12 protein-coding genes are annotated in these 14,457 nt (G+C 50.9%); all 12 read right to left on the reverse strand.

Annotated elements, in window-relative coordinates; genetic code table 11:
- Positions 1–37 precede the first annotated feature (37 nt).
- Positions 38–1,939 (reverse strand): polysaccharide biosynthesis protein, encoded by a 1,902-nt coding sequence (locus tag ACTHSX_RS08140; RefSeq protein WP_440377341.1) that lies wholly within the window; start codon positions 1,937–1,939, stop codon positions 38–40.
- Between the two features lie 108 nt (positions 1,940–2,047).
- Positions 2,048–3,223 (reverse strand): DegT/DnrJ/EryC1/StrS family aminotransferase, encoded by a 1,176-nt coding sequence (locus tag ACTHSX_RS08145; protein ID WP_070825859.1) that lies wholly within the window; start codon positions 3,221–3,223, stop codon positions 2,048–2,050.
- The gene (locus ACTHSX_RS08150) at positions 3,216–3,995 is read right to left on the reverse strand and encodes a methionyl-tRNA formyltransferase (protein WP_440377342.1); all 780 of its coding nucleotides are present in this window, start codon (positions 3,993–3,995) and stop codon (positions 3,216–3,218) included. Before ACTHSX_RS08150 ends, ACTHSX_RS08145 begins: the two co-directional genes overlap by 8 nt.
- A 13-nt stretch (positions 3,996–4,008) precedes the next feature.
- Positions 4,009–4,701: an HAD family hydrolase gene (locus ACTHSX_RS08155; protein ID WP_440377343.1), complete on the reverse strand. Its 693-nt coding sequence runs from the start codon at positions 4,699–4,701 to the stop codon at positions 4,009–4,011.
- Positions 4,694–5,668, reverse strand: coding sequence for an ATP-grasp domain-containing protein (locus ACTHSX_RS08160; RefSeq protein ID WP_440377344.1), 975 nt, complete (start codon positions 5,666–5,668; stop codon positions 4,694–4,696). Before ACTHSX_RS08160 ends, ACTHSX_RS08155 begins: the two co-directional genes overlap by 8 nt.
- Entirely contained in the window at positions 5,655–6,272 is a 618-nt protein-coding gene (locus tag ACTHSX_RS08165) for a sugar transferase (protein ID WP_049333552.1), read from the reverse strand. The genes ACTHSX_RS08160 and ACTHSX_RS08165 overlap by 14 nt, the downstream gene beginning before the upstream one ends.
- Positions 6,265–7,437, reverse strand: coding sequence for a glycosyltransferase (locus tag ACTHSX_RS08170; protein ID WP_440377345.1), 1,173 nt, complete (start codon positions 7,435–7,437; stop codon positions 6,265–6,267). Before ACTHSX_RS08170 ends, ACTHSX_RS08165 begins: the two co-directional genes overlap by 8 nt.
- Before the next feature lie 13 nt (positions 7,438–7,450).
- The gene (locus ACTHSX_RS08175) at positions 7,451–8,521 is read right to left on the reverse strand and encodes a glycosyltransferase family 4 protein (RefSeq protein WP_036492796.1); all 1,071 of its coding nucleotides are present in this window, start codon (positions 8,519–8,521) and stop codon (positions 7,451–7,453) included.
- On the reverse strand, positions 8,518–9,828 hold the full coding sequence (locus ACTHSX_RS08180) for an O-antigen ligase family protein (RefSeq protein ID WP_036492800.1): 1,311 nt from the start codon (positions 9,826–9,828) through the stop codon (positions 8,518–8,520). Before ACTHSX_RS08180 ends, ACTHSX_RS08175 begins: the two co-directional genes overlap by 4 nt.
- 42 nt (positions 9,829–9,870) lie before the next feature.
- The gene (locus tag ACTHSX_RS08185) at positions 9,871–11,298 is read right to left on the reverse strand and encodes an oligosaccharide flippase family protein (RefSeq protein WP_440377346.1); all 1,428 of its coding nucleotides are present in this window, start codon (positions 11,296–11,298) and stop codon (positions 9,871–9,873) included.
- Between the two features lie 168 nt (positions 11,299–11,466).
- Positions 11,467–12,774 carry a nucleotide sugar dehydrogenase gene (locus tag ACTHSX_RS08190; protein ID WP_004520865.1) on the reverse strand — a complete coding sequence of 436 codons (1,308 nt, stop codon included), beginning with the start codon at positions 12,772–12,774 and terminating at the stop codon, positions 11,467–11,469.
- A 574-nt stretch (positions 12,775–13,348) separates the two neighbouring features.
- On the reverse strand, positions 13,349–14,452 hold the full coding sequence (ribD, locus tag ACTHSX_RS08195; RefSeq protein ID WP_440377347.1) for a bifunctional diaminohydroxyphosphoribosylaminopyrimidine deaminase/5-amino-6-(5-phosphoribosylamino)uracil reductase RibD: 1,104 nt from the start codon (positions 14,450–14,452) through the stop codon (positions 13,349–13,351).
- Positions 14,453–14,457: the final 5 nt, after the last annotated feature.

Consider the following 14,457-nt stretch of genomic DNA (forward strand, 5'->3'; position numbering starts at 1 on the left):
GTCCTTGCGGGATGGTGTCCGGGCCGTCTGAAAATGTTCAGACGGCCTTATTGTTTTGTTGCCAAACCAAGTCGCAGATACCGTCTTTGGGTACAAAGCCTGTCGGTGCGCGTAACAGAAGCTGGCGCAGGCTGTCTTGGTCGCTTTTTAGGCAGGCAGTATGGAGTTCCGACAGTATGTCAGATAATTGCGTCCATGGAAGCATTACTTCACTGGCGGTCATAATACGGGGATGAGTGGTTTTTTGCACCTCGTCGCCGATGAGCAGTTCTTCATAAAGTTTCTCGCCCGGGCGCAGGCCGGTAATCTTGATTTCGATGTCGCCGTGGGGGTGTTGCTCGTCTTTTACTTTGAGGCCGCTGAGGACAATCATTTGACGGGCAAGGTCGATGATTTTGACGGATTCGCCCATGTCGAGGACGAATACGTCGCCGCCTTTACCCATTGCGCCGGCTTGGATAACCAGTTGTGCCGCTTCGGGAATGGTCATGAAGTAGCGGGTAATGTCTTGGTGGGTCAGGGTAATCGGGCCGCCTTCGGCAATTTGTTTTTCAAATACGGGGACAACGGAGCCGGATGAACCCAATACATTGCCGAAACGAACCATGCAGAAGCGTGTTTTTTGTTCCGGCTCGGCGGCAAGGGCTTGCAGGCAGAGTTCGGCCATGCGTTTGCTGGCGCCCATGGTGTTGGTCGGACGGACGGCTTTGTCGGTGGAAATCAAAACAAAGGTGGAAACGCCCGCATCTACGGCGGCCTGTGCGCAACAGAGTGTGCCGAACACGTTGTTTTGAATGCCTTCGATGGTGTTGAACTCGACCATAGGGACGTGTTTGTAGGCCGCGGCATGGTAGACGGTGTCAACGTGATAGGCCTTCATGATGCTGCTAAGGCGTTCTTTGTTTTGAACCGAACCCAAAAGCGGTACGACTTCGACTTGGCTACCTTGTGCTGCTTGGGTTTCGCGCAATTCTTTGTCTATGCTGTACAGGGCAAATTCGGACAATTCAAATAACAGCAGTTTGGTCGGACGGCAGTTGAGAATCTGACGGCAGAGTTCGGAGCCGATAGAGCCGCCTGCGCCGGTCACCATCACGACTTTGTCACTGATGTCGGCGCTCATCAATTCAGGGCGCGGTGCCACAGGGGCGCGGCCGAGCAAATCGACCACAGAGATTTTTTTCAATGAGCTGACGTTGATTTTGCCGTCTACCAAATCTTTCATGCCCGGAATGGTCAGGACTTCGCATTTGTATGCTTCGAGGCGGCGGATGATGTCTTTGCGTTCTTCCGGCGTAGAACTTGGAATCGCCAGCAGGATTTTGCGGACGCCGTAACGGCTGATCAGCATTGGGATTTCGTTGGGGTTGTGGACGGCAAGGTCATAGATGACGGTACGTTGGATTTTCGGGTTGTCATCGACAAAGGCAATGGCTGAGTATTCGTTAACCTGTTTGATGGCTTCCAACAACTGGCGGCCGGATTGGCCTGCACCGTAGATGATGACGGGTGTCATTTGTTTGCGGTGATGGTCGGTCAGAATCGCACGCAGGATCATGCGCGAGCTGGTGACACCGACCACCAAGACCAAGAAATAGACGATGGGCAGGGCAAGGTGCAGTTTTTGTTCAAAAATCAGGGTGGTCAGGCAGAACAAGACCGCTGAAATAATGCTGCCGAATGCGGCGGCGGTCAGGACGCGGATACTGACGAAGCGCGTGACGGCGCGATAGAGGCCGATACGGATGAAAAGGATGATGGTCAGCGCAGCGGTGCTGCCGAAAGCCAGCCAGTTGGCGATACTCAACCATTCGTCGGAATATTGCACTTTGAGGCTTTGGGCAAACCAAAACGCCACGAATATCATCAAGATATCGTGGATGACGAAGAAGGTTTTTTTAAGGTTGCGCGGCAGAGCCAGCAGGGTTTCCAAGTTCATTTTATATTTCTTGTGTCTGAGTGTTGTAATGTGGCTTGGTACGGATTGTTTGAAGCAGGCTGTTTTATTTTTTCAGACGGCCTGAAGTTGCAGGCCGTCTGAAAATGATTATGCCGTGGCTTCAGTCAATACGGCTTCGATGTTTTCTTTGCAGAACGCAATTTCTTCATCGGTCAAGGTTGGGTGTACTAAGAACATCAGGCTGGTGTCGCCCAACTCGACAGCGTTTTTCAAACGTTCTTTCGGACGCCAAGGTGTGTCGTCGAAGGCTTTTTCCAAATACACTTCGGAGCAGCTGCCTTGATAGCATGGGACTTTGCGTGCGTTCAGTTCGTTGACGATGCGGTCGCGCGTCCAGCCGTCTTTCAGGTGTTCGGGTTTGACGAAAACGTAGAACTTGTATTGTGCGTGTTCAATGTAGTCGGCTACTTCGACCAAACGGATGCTGGCAAATTTGCCCAAGCTTTCAGCCAGTTTGGCGGCGTGCGCTTGACGGCGGGCAGTCCATTCGGGCATACGTTTGAGCTGGATGCGACCGATGACAGCCTGCATTTCCATCATGCGCCAGTTGGTGCCGAAGCTTTCGTGTAGCCAGCGGAAACCGGGTGCGTGTTCGCGGTGGTACACGGCATCGTAGCTTTTGCCGTGGTCTTTATACGACCACATTTTGCTCCACAGCTCTTTGTCGTTGGTGGTTACCATGCCGCCTTCGCCGCCGGTGGTCATGATTTTGTCTTGGCAGAACGACCAGGCACCGACGTGGCCGATAGAGCCGACGGATTTGCCTTTGTATTTCGCACCGTGCGCTTGGGCGCAGTCTTCGATAACCCACAAGTTATGTTCTTTGGCCAAAGCCATGATGTCGTCCATTTCGGCAGGCATACCGGCAAGGTGAACCACGATGATGGCTTTGGTGTTTGGCGTCAAAGCGGCTTTGATGGTTTCGGCGCTGATGTTTTGGCTGTTTAAATCGACATCGGCGAAAACCGGATTTGCACCGGCGGTCACGATACAGGATGCGGAAGCCAAGAAAGTACGCGAAGTGACAATCACATCATCGCCTTGGCCGATGCCCATTGCTTTGAGGGCTACGTCCAAAGCCAACGTACCGTTGGAAAGGGCGACGGCGTATTGCGTGCCGACAAAAGCAGCAAATTCTTTTTCAAATTCGCGACATTCCGTACCTGTCCAGTAGTTGACTTTGTTGGACAGCAGGACTTTGGAAACGGCATCGGCTTCTTCTTGAGTAAAGCTTGGCCATGGGGAGAGTGATGTATTAAGCATTTGTTTTTCCTGCGAAAAGACTGGTTGAGCCTTTGGGGGCGATTTCTTCCAGCAGTTGGCGGTTGATCAGGGTGTATTTCTGACCGTTGATTTCGACGTATGCGCCGTCGTAAGGAGGGAACCAGAAGGCGCGGATTTTCTTCTCGATATTATCGCCGTCGCAGATTTGCTTCATGGCTTCCATCTCATCGCGGCTGACGTAGCGGCCACCGATGTTTGGCGTGGTCGGCAATTTGATTTTCGACTCGATGGCGCGGGTGATGATGCGTCGTGCGAAATCTTCCAATGCCTGCATGGTTTTGCGTTCGAGCGATTGGGCGGTTTCTGTTTCAGCGTCAATAGGGAAACGGTCCACTTCGATGATTTCGCCGGTATCGATGGAAGCATCGACGTAGTGGGCAGTATTGCCCCATTCGTTCAGCTCGTCCATGATGGCCAGGTTGTAGCCGCCTGTGCCTTTGTATTCGGGCAACAGTGCAGGGTGGAAGTTGATCGTGCCTAAAGTCGGAATGCTCAGGAATTCATCACGCAGCTTGCGCCAATACAGGACGGACAAGCCCAAATCGTAATTCAGACGGCCTTCTCGCATTGCTTCCAAAGCCGTATCGAAGGTGTACAGGGGCAAGCCCAATTCTTGCGCGGCAGCCGTGGTCGGCGAGCCTTGCAGATGGCTGTCGGTCAAGACACCGACGATTTCGATATGGTCTTGTTTGGTCAAAAAACGAAGCAGGTTGGCGGAAACCTGTTTACGACCCATAAATAAGATTTTCATGGAGAAATGTCCCTTATGCATTTGCTTTTTCGGTGGCGGAAGTTGTCAGTGTAGTCAATTCTTCCAGGGTGTTTATCCAAAGGGTGGGCTGGTATTCACGACCGTATTGCTCGGGCTCGGCTTGATGAATATTGTGCGGCTTAGGCATGATGCCTATGGAGAGCCAACCCAGTTTGTTGGGTGCGACAAAATCTTTTTTGATGTTATCGCCGATGTAGATGAAACGTTTTGCAGCCGGATATTTGTTTTGCAGGAAGACAAAACGCTTATCGTCGGGTTTTTCCGATTGCATGGCTTCCGAAATCAAAATGTCGTCAAACAAATCGGTTAAACCCAAGGCCTGTATTTTCAAACGCTGTGTCAGACTGCGGCCGTCTGTAATCAGGGCGCGTGCGGCAAAAGGGCGCATCAGCTTCCGTAAAAAAGACGGTTCGACATAGGGTCGGATAACAGGCCTGTGTAGTCGATATTGCCATAAAAGTGATTGTTTCTCTAGTTCGTTTAATTTGCAATGATGACACAAATTATCGAGCCAGTCTTTACTTTTATTGTCTGCAATTTCATTTAGTACGTCGGCATCATATTGCGGGTAAAGCGACGTAATTATCCCTACAACTGCCTGTATTCCGGAGCATTTGTATTCGTACTCAGAGTAAAGCGTATCGTCAAGATCGAAGACGATGACGGATTCTTCCGGCTTAATCATGTTCTCTTACCAAAACCTTAGCATCGTAACGAAGCATGATTAAATTGTTTTCCCAGTCGTCGGAGAAAGGGACGTCTTGGCCGCCGATGTATTCTTGAATCAGCCAGCCCGGATAGTTGCCGCCTGCGGCGTAAGTCAGCGGGAAACCGCCGCCGAAACGCGGGTTGATTTCCACGCCGTAGGTTGTGTTGTCGGTTTTGCTGACGAAGAATTGCGCGGTAATGCAGCCGCGTGCTCCATCCAATACGGCCATTTTTTCAACCAGCTCTTCATACAGAGTATTGCGTCGGGTTGCGCCTTTGCTGACTTCGCCGGTGCGCACTTCCAAACGCTCGCGAGGAATGGCGCATTTCAGACGGCCTTGACGGTCGTAATACATATCGACGGTAAATTCGGAGAAAGTATTCTCGATATCGATGTATTGGGCGAACATCATTTTCGGGTCTTCGGTAATGTCGACAGTCAAATCAGCCGGGGTATTGATTTTTTTCGCACCGATGGCGCGGCTGCCATCATAAGGCTTGGCAAAACATGGGAAAACCAGGCGGTCCCGTTCGTAAATTTCAGGCGAACGGATGCCGTATTGTGCAAACAGGCCTGCGGTCAGGCGTTTGTCGCGGCACAGGGTAATTAGCTTTGCATCGGAAATGACAATATGTATTCCTTCAGCTTCAAAACGGTCACGTGCTTCAGCCAGTTTGAGCAGCTCGGTATCGATGGTTGGCACAATCAGACCGATGTCGTGTTGTTGGGCCAGCTCGAAAATGCTGTCAATGTATTCGGCTGCATCGATGCGCGGCACGCTGAAAGCGCGGTCGGCAATATGGCAGGCAGAAGACATGTGGGGGTTGAGGTCAGTGGCAAAAACGCCGATGCCGTCTGAAAAACGTGCGGCTTCGGTTTGGAAGTCCTGCACCAATTCGACACGGCGACCTGCCGACAGAATCAGTATGTTATTTTTTTTCATCAGTTTTATTACCCGTGAAATAAGGCATGGTGGCTTCTCCTTCGGCTGAGATGCCTTCTTTGACGAAGACTTTTTTAACCGTCAGGAACAAAATTTTGATATCCAGCCAAAAGCTGAAGTTGTCGATGTACCAAACATCGTGGGCGAATTTTTCATCCCATGAAATGGCGTTGCGGCCATTGACTTGCGCCCAACCGGTCACGCCCGGTTTCATTTCGTGGCGGCGGTTTTGGAAGTCGTTGTACAACGGCAGGTAGTGCATCAGCAGTGGACGAGGGCCAACTAGACTCATCTCGCCTTTTAAGACATTCCATAATTCAGGAAGTTCGTCCAAACTGGTGGCACGTAATTTTTTGCCGAAATCGGTCAGGCGTTCGCTGTCCGGTAGCGGGTTGCCGTCTTTATCGATTGCATCGCGCATGGAGCGGAATTTAATCATTTTAAACGGCTTGCCATCCTTGCCCGGTCGCTCTTGGATGAAGAACACAGGCGAGCCTAAGTTTTTGCGGATGAGGTACACCAAAATCAAAAACACAGGCGACAGGATAATCAGCCCTGAGGCGGAGGCAACAATGTCAAACAGGCGTTTGAAAAATTTATTCATGAGCTAATCTTTCAATCAGGTTGACGATTTTTTGATAGGCAACGTCGCGCTTGAAGCGGCGGACGATTTCTTCGGACTGAACAGGATCGTCTTTGCGCTTCAAAATATCTTTGGCGGCTTGAACGAAGCTGTCCACATCGCCGGAACGGTAGTTCGCATGCGGCAGCAGGGTAAGGACTTCGGCAACTTCGTCGTTGACCTGGCTGTTCAGAATCGGTTTTTGCAAAGCCATATAGTCGGACAGTTTGTTGGTAATCGACTGCATGGCGTAAGAGTGGATGGCGTTGACGGAGATGTCGCAGCCCTTGGCGACCGACATCATTTCGGCGTAAGGAATGTAGCCGTAAAACTGGATGCCGTCGCAGGCATATTGTTTGAGCCTGTCTAAATCGGGGCCGCCGCCCATGATGTGCAACTCGACGTTTTCGCCGGCATCCAACAGCTTGCGAACGCCTTTGCACACGGTTTCCACGTCATAGCTGTAACTGAGCGTGCCCAAGTAGAAGAAGCGGGTTTTGTCGTCGCCGAAGTCTTTGGCAGGTGCGGCATCGAGTTTGGGAAAATCCGCGCCGATATAGACGACTTCGCCGGGTACGTTCGGATTGGCTTCTTTGGCACGGTCAAGATAAGTCTGCGATACGGCAACCAGCGCGTCGGCGTAGCGGTAGGCTTGGTTGGCGCGTGAAGCAAAGGGCAGCAGGTTGTGCGGTACTTTTTTCAAAAACGGTACGACTGAGGAGAAAGATTCCGGCCATACATCCTGCACATCGACAATCAGCTTGTAGCCCAAACGCGCTTTGTGTTTGCCCAAGAGCAGGTTGGTGGCAATCAGCGGATAGGCGGAAAAGACGACGTCTTGCTCGCCCGGACGGCAGTTTTCCAACCATTTTTCAAAATGTTTGACGAAGCGGTGATGGCTGGTCACGCGCCCTAAAGACACGTTTTTGCTGTATCCGCTTTCTTCCAACAACATCACTTTCAGACGGCCTTGTGAGGCGGCCTCGGCATCTTCGGGCCGTCTGAAAGATTTGTCGTAGTGCTTGAAGTTGCTGGTAATCAGCAATACGTCATGCGACTGCGACAACAGCTCGGCAAGATACCAGAAGCGGTTGAAATGAGGCTCGGACGGCAGCGAGCAATAAGGGGCGACGATGGTAATGTTCATGTTTCAGACGGCCTTACATTTCGTACGCAGCCATGGTGGTGCGGTAGATTTCGTCGTCGGAGCATAAAGTTTCGACGTGTTTGTGCAGGGCTTTGCCCATTTGGCCGCGCAGCTCTGGATGCTTGATGAGTGTATCGACGGCTTCGATAAACGCTTTGTCATCGCCGAAAGGAATGCAGTAGCCGGTTTGGCCGGTGATGACCATTTCGGAAATGCCCGCCATGTTGTAGGTCACGACAGGTGTGTCGTAAAGGCCGGCTTCCAAAATATTGTTGCCAACGCCTGCGCCGTGGTCGCCTACGCAATGAGGCGTGTTCACCAAAATATCGACTTCTTTGAAGTAGCCGGTCAAGTCGCGGACGCCGCCGAGGAAGGTAACTTTGTCTTCAATGCCCAAACGTTTAGCTTGGGCTTTGAGGTTGTCCATTTCTTCGCCGATACCTGCAACGTTGAGGCGTACAGGCATACCGCGGTCAACCATTTTCTTCAAAATATCCAACATCAGGTGCACGGCGCGGACGGTGTCCAAACGGGAAAGCGTGCCCAGTTGGACATAGTCTTTGACTGTTTTTTCAGGAACGTAATCCGCTTTGTGCAGGGCGTTGTAAGTGTAGGTGATGCGGTTGGCAGGGAAACCGTAACGGATGAGTTTTTCGCGTTCGTGTTTGCAGTTGCCGATGATGTACACGCCCAGCTTGTCGAAAAGCTTGGCAATTTTCGGATAAGTTTCCGGATCAAGGCCGCGTGCGTGGTAGAACACTTTGGTTTTCGGCGAGGCAAACTTGGCCGCAATGGCGCAGGCCGGAACGATACGCGCCATTTGGCAGTGAATCACATCGGGTTTCTCTTTTTTCAGCAGTTTCATGTAGGCAAACATGCCTTTGATGTAACCCAAAAGCCCGCCTTGGTAAAAATCAATCGGCTGCCAACGGATGCCCAATGCTTGCGCTTCCTGAATCAAAGGGCCGTCTGAAGAGGCCAATACGATATCGTGTCCGCGTTGTTTGAGCAGGCGGCCGAGGCGGAAAGTGGCGTTTTCAGTGCCACCGAGGCCGGACATGGAGGTAGTCAGGATGATTTTCATGATGGTTTCTTCGTATCGTATAGTGTTTCGTTGTATGCGTAAGCGACCATATCTTTCAGCTTGGGCGCGACAAATACGCTGTAAATAAAAATCAGCAGGCAGGGCAGCCAGATAAACGGCATACGCAAAATGGTGGACGGAATAAAACCGGCCAGCAGGAAAATGCCCAAGGCAACCCAAGCCAAAACGCGCGATTTGCCGGTTACTGCGCGGTTTGAAGTAGTGTAGAGGAAATAACACGCCACAAAAGCAATAAAGCCGAGCAGGGAAATCATGCCGAAACCCAGATACAGCTCGATGATGAAGCTGTGCGGGTTTTCAAAGCCCAAGCTGTCGCTCAAATGGCCGCCGAAATATTCGCGGAAGTTTTTAGGGCCGTAGCCGGTCAGCAGCAGGGGCGGATTGTTCCAAAAGTAGTTGTAAATCTCCTGACGGTAGGACACGGAGTTGTCGCTGCCCAAGTCGTACAGGAAGAGGTACACGCGGCTGGAAAAGCGTTCCAAAAACTGGTTGCCGTTGAGTGAGAGCAAAAATTCCGCAATCGCGCGTGACGGAATCATCGACAACACCAACGCCAGCAGGCCTGCTACGCCGACCGTAATAAAACCGTTTTTGCGATAGGCCGTATAAACCAGCAAAATCAACAGGTAACAGCCGATGGCGGTACGCGATACGCTGGCGAAAATGGCCATGCCCAACAGCAGGAACAAGCCCCAGCCCAGCAGTTTTTCTTTGTGTTTCCGTCCTTGGAGTTGGAAGAAAAACAAAATGGCAGGCGCAAGGCAGACTGCGGTGGCGGCAAGGTTGTTCGGGTTAAAGAACAAGCCTTTGAGCGAGCCTTCGTCAATAGCCAACTCATCGCTGGCACTCACAAACTGAATACCGGTGGCCAGCTCTGCAAACGGCGGCACGGCGATAAACAGCGTAAATACGACGAGGAACTTCTGAATCATCCTCAAAGGGTCGTCGGCGCGCTTCAATACTTGGTAAAACAAGTAGAAGAAAGCCGGAACCGCCATAAAAAACAAAATATCCATGTACTGCGTCGGCGTCAGCGACGTAATGCCCATGTGGATAGCAGGCCAGATGCACATGGCAGTCAGGGCGCAGAGCATGGCAAAAATCTTGCGCGGAATATGCTTGCTTTCCAGAAAAAATACGACAAAACCAAGCAGTACAAATATCAGGGTCAAGGGGTTGTCGATACGCGGCACGCCGACCTTAAAGGACAGCGCGGGCCCCAGCATATAGGCTGCGAGCATGATGTATAGGATGTAAGTGTATAAGTTCAGACGTTTTATTTTCATAGTCGTTCTGTTGTTATCGTAGAGACATGAATCTTAAGTTGGCTATTTTGCCGAACGGTTTAATTTGGCTTTGATTTTTTCGGTCGCGGCAAATAATGCATGTTTGTATTTTAGGAACAGGAAACCCAGTCCGACTGCCCATGCCAGCGCAAACCAAATGTAGTTGTCGCGCGTACCCAGCCAAGTGTAGGCAAGGCAGATCATCAGGCAGAGTGTTGAGTTGGTATAAATCTTCAGGCGCGGCAAAGGTTGCCACAGGCGTGAAGAGAATTCGGTTTTCAAGATGAAAAACAGCCAAAAAGCCGTTGCGCTGGCCATAGCCGCACCTTTTGCACCGAATTTCGGCACCAGCAGATAGAGCAGGGCGGTATTGGCGATAAAGGCAACGACGTTGATGGCGGTAATCAGCCAAGTCGAGCGGACGACGTTCAAACCGATGCCGCTGACTTCGGTCAGCGTGTAAAACAGGGGGAAGAGCATACACGAGAGCAGGATAAATTGAACCTGCGTGTATTTTTCCGGCAGTATCCAGGTTGCCATCGGCGAGAAAATCCCGATAAGGCAAATCATTGCGCTGATGAGGACGGTCATGGAAAGCGTGATGTCGCCGATTTTGTCCAGATTGGTTTTTTCTTCCACCCATTTGAACACCAAAGGTGCCCAAATGGTGGAAAACACGCTTTGGAAAATCAAGGCGACGGCGCCAAAGCTGACTGCCATCGAATAAATACCCAACTCGTCCAAGCCCGAGATATTCTTGAGGACAAAGCGGTCAATCGAAGTCAGACCCCAATAGGCCAAGTTGCCGAATGCCAGCGGCAGGCCGTAGCGCAGGCCGTCCCGGTGCAGCTCAGGCGACCATTTCGCATGGGAAACAGCTTGCAGGTCTCGGCGCAGTTGATAGATCAACAGCGCAACGGTCAGCACTTGGGCGGCGGTGTAGGCAAAAACCAGCGAAGTGGTATTGGCGGGCAGGCCGGAAGCGATCACGGCAAAAACCAATACCAAAATCAAAAATTTCGGCGCAAGCTGGCTGAGTGAAAAAGCCAATGCCTGCTCTTTCATCCGCAAAATCAAGGCTAAAAAACGGATAATCAGCGTGGTGGCCAAGAAAATCAGAAAGAGAATCCCCAAATTTGCACTGGAGATGTCAAAAATGATTTCAGACGGCCATGATGCGTTTATCAGTAACACTAAAACCACAACCGCCACAGTCAGAATCAATGGCGATAAAAAAACGGATTTGAACAACGCGGCCTTGTCTTTAACGGCGTAATAGTCGCGAATATAGGATTGGTCCAGCCCCAAGCCCAAGAGCAGAATGCTCAGTCCGGCAATGGTCTGCAAGAGTACGATACGGCCGATGTCTTCCGCAGGGAAGTACCATGAGATGAGTGGCAGGGAAAGCAGGCCGAAAGCGGCGCTTCCTACCGGGCCCAATGCGTAGCCGAGGATTTTTTTCGCGTTCATATTATTTGTTTTCAGACGGCCAGAAGTTCGAGCTGAGCGTTTTTCGTAAGGTATGTGTTGTTACCGTTGCCGGTTTGCCAAGGCCGTCTGAAAAACAAATGGCCTTGGGAAACCGGCCGCCGTCCCGGTCGGGGAAACCGGAGGCAGCCGGATGCGTTTGAAGCAAGATTATGCTTTGATGACTTTAGGATTTTTCACTGGGAATTTGCCGCGTGTATCGACAATCAGCTTGGCATGTTCGGTGATCATGTCATAGTCGAATTTGTCGTGATCGGTGGTCAGAACCACGCAATCGTATTGGGCGACAGTTTCAGGGGTCAGCGCTTCGCTCTTCAGATCGAAGTAGTGGTGGCCGGGGATGTGTGGGAACTCTGGAACGTGTGGGTCGGAGTAGGAAACCACTGCGCCAAGTTTGTGCAGGCGGTCCATCACTTCCACAGACGGGCTTTCACGCATATCGTCCACGTTTTTCTTGTAGGCGATACCCAATACCAAGATTTTGCTGTCTTTGATAGAACGGTTGTGGTCATTCAAAGCCAGGCCGACTTTTTCGATAACGTAGTCAGGCATGTGGGAGTTCACTTCGCCGGCCAGCTCGATGAAACGGGTGTTTACACCGTATTCGCGTGCTTTCCAAGTCAGGTAGAACGGGTCGATAGGGATACAGTGACCGCCCAAGCCTGGACCTGGGTAATAAGCAACGAAGCCGAACGGTTTAGTTGCAGCGGCATTTATGACTTCGTGAATGTCGATGCCCATTTTGTCGGCAACGATTTTCATCTCGTTCACCAAGCCGATGTTTACGGCGCGGTGGATGTTTTCCAGAAGTTTGGTCAGCTCAGCAGCTTTGGTGGAGCTTACTGGAACAACTTTATCGATGGCAGGTTGGTACAGCGCAAGGCCGACTTCCAAACAGGCAGGGGTATGGCCGCCGATGACTTTTGGAATGGTACGGGTTTCAAAGTTAGGGTTACCCGGGTCTTCACGCTCAGGAGAGTAAACCAAGAATACGTCTTGACCGACTTTCAAGCCGCCTTCTTCCATGCGTGGCAGCAATTCTTCTTCGGTAGTGCCGGGGTAGGTGGTGGATTCCAAAGACAGCACTTGACCGGCGCGCAGGTAAGGTTTTACCGCATCGGTAGTGTCAATCACAAAGCTCATGTCCGGCTCGCGGTATTTGTTCAGCGGAGTCGGTACGCACAAAATAACGGCTTCTACTTCGCCGATGCGGGAGAAGTCGGTCGTTGCTTCAAACAGGCTGTTGGAAGCAGCGGCAATTTTGTCGGAAGGGATATGCTCGATGTAGCTTTCGCCTTTGTTGAGCTTGTCGACTTTGTTGGTGTCAATGTCGAACCCCAAAACTTGGTAACCGATATCCACATAGCGCAACATCAGTGGTAAACCGACGTAGCCTAAGCCAACGATGCCGATTTTTGCGGTCTTATCGGCAAATTTTTGTATCGTAATGTTTTTCATGATGTCTTTCGTTTAATGAATGAGTGAATCGGGAGTGTTTGCCCGATGCCTGAGTTGTTTGCTGCAACCGCATAGCCATAGCCGGCTGCCGTATCGTGTGAAGCCTTAAAACCATACTTATAATTACATTAGACAAAATCATAAGCACTTATCTGATTCGTCTCAAACAAAAAAGTTTAACGGTCGTTCAGACGGCCTCTGTGGTATGGAAATGGTATTTTTGAATGCTTAATTTTTAGAAATTATATTCAACTACATGTTTTGATTTTAGATATTGCTTTGTCAAATGCATGGTTCATGAAATCAAACTACCGTTTATGCCGTTTAAAACCCTTCTAGAATAAAAACTTTTAATAAATTTTCGTGGCTTAACTTATCTTAATAATCCATTATTTCGTGATGAAAAAAAGGAAAATTTGTCGACAATCAGCTTGAGGATAGTTAACTCAAGTCAAAGTTTTAAATTGGAATACGCTATAGTCATTATAATATATCGACGAAAAAAGCACATTTATTACTATGTGAATGATAGATGGATTCTATTAAAAATGGTTTGATTATTAAGTTGAGGCAATTAGACGGATTTTTTCCGGAGAACCCATTTAATGTCCTGCCCGATGATTTCTACCGATTGACTTTGCCAAGGGCCGTCTGAAAGTAGGGCGGCCGGATTTTCAGGAAGGGAGAAAAGAGGTTTGCCTGCGCCTAACAGTTTGGGTGCTTGGTAGAGAACGATTTCATCTACCAAGTCATCCTTCAGGAAGGCTGAAGCAAGTGTTGAGCCGGCTTCTACCAGAACTTCGCCAAAGCCAAGCTCTGCCAGTTGGGGCATGAGGGAGGAAAGATTGATGCGGCCGTTGATGTGTTCAGACGGCCTGATGATGCGGACATGTTCAAATTTACCCAGCGCCTGCAAACGTTGTTCGTCTGAGGAAAGGGTAACGATAACGGTCGGGCTTTCGGTATCAGTCACGAGGTGGCAGTCCAAAGGGGTTTGCAGTCGGCTGTCCAAGACGATACGCGCAGGTTGGCGTAAGGTAGGGAAACTGCGGACGTTGAGCTTCGGGTTGTCGGCAAGCACGGTACCGATACCGGTCAAAACGGCGCAACTTTCGGCACGGAGAATTTGTACGTCTTCGCGTGCGGCTTCGCCGGTAATCCAAAAGCTGCGGCCGTCTGAAAGGGCGGTTTTACCGTCCAAGCTGGCGGCGCATTTGAGGCGGACAAACGGTCTGCCGCGTTCGATACGCGACAGGAAACCGCGGTTGAGTTCGCGCGCCTGAGCTTCCAACAAACCGCTTTCGGTACGGATTCCGGCGGCTTCCAACATAGACAAGCCTTTGCCTGCGACCAACGGGTTGGGGTCGGTCATGGCGGCGACTACGCGCGTTACGCCGGAATGAACCAGCGCTTCGGCGCATGGTGGCGTGCGGCCGTAATGGCTGCAAGGTTCCAGCGTGACATAGGCTGTTGCGCCTTTTGCCGCCGCTCCGGCCTGCCTTAATGCGTGAACTTCAGCGTGCGGCTCGCCTGCTTTGACGTGGAAACCTTGTCCGACGATTTGTGTGCTGTGTGCAATCACGCAACCGACGCGGGGATTGGGGGAAGTAGAAAACCGCCCAAGCTTGGCCAGCTCGAGGGCGGTTTGCATCATTTGGGTATCAAGTGCGGAAAACATGGTTT

The sequence above is a fragment of the Neisseria sp. P0014.S002 genome, from assembly GCF_051958295.1.
In the GTDB taxonomy this organism is placed as follows: Bacteria; Pseudomonadota; Gammaproteobacteria; order Burkholderiales; family Neisseriaceae; genus Neisseria; species Neisseria flavescens_B.